Consider the following 940-nt stretch of genomic DNA (forward strand, 5'->3'; position numbering starts at 1 on the left):
ATTGGCTTCAACCGCTTTATAATTTGATGAACCAATTATTAACGGCAAAATCTGTGTTGCATATAGATGAAACCTACGCACAAATAATTAAGCGTTCAGATGGAAAGCCAGCTCAATCAAACGCTTATAACTGGGTATGTCGCAGTGTACAAAGTGAAGGTCCCATTATCGTTCTATTTAAGAGCGCTCTTTCTCGTGGGCGCGCTGTATTAGAAGATTTAATTAAGGGATTCAAAGGCACTGTGATCTGTGATGGGTATTCAGCTTACGGTCAATTACCTCATGTTCAATTCGCCAACTGTTGGGCTCACGTACGCCGTTATTGGCTAAAAGCCGATAGTAAAAATGGACGAATAGGCGTGCAGTACTGCGATCGGTTGTTTCATATTGAACGGAAAATCAAACATCTTTCACCGGAAGAGCGCTTGCAAGTTCGCCAACAAGAAGCAAAACCGATCGTCGATGAATTTATGGATTGGATTGATCGTTCGTCTTTCTTCGGTAAAAATGCCATTGCGAAAGCAGCTGAATATACATTAAGCCGTTCATCAGAGTTAAAGGTTTTCCTTGAAAATGGGTATGTCGCCATTGATAACAATCCCGCTGAAAATGCCATTCGTCCAAATGTTATTGGTCGCAAAAACTGGCTCTTCTCCGTGAGTGAAGCAGGCGCTAATGCGAATGCCATTTGTTTGAGTTTGGCTGAAACGGCCAAAGCAAACGGAATTGATTTTTATCAGTACTTGGTAAAGCTGATGACGGAATTACCTAATATATCGTTTCATCAACACCCTGAGATTTTACATAATTACATGCCATGGTCAGAGAATATTCAAGCCACATGTGCAAAATAGCCAGCTAACTGAAAAAAATTCAGTTAGCTGGCCGTTCGTCGTGCGTACCGTGAAGGTGCGCTATTTTTTATATTTCGGGCTTACGG

1 protein-coding gene is annotated in these 940 nt (G+C 41.6%); it reads left to right on the forward strand.

Going from position 1 to position 940, the window contains the following annotated elements:
* Positions 1–854, forward strand: an 854-nt coding sequence (gene tnpC / locus BFL01S_RS19705) for an IS66 family transposase (protein WP_061786739.1), incomplete at its 5' end; no start/stop codon positions are given.
* Positions 855–940: the final 86 nt, after the last annotated feature.

This window comes from Priestia flexa NBRC 15715 (assembly GCF_001591565.1).
GTDB lineage: Bacteria > Bacillota > Bacilli > Bacillales > Bacillaceae_H > Priestia > Priestia flexa.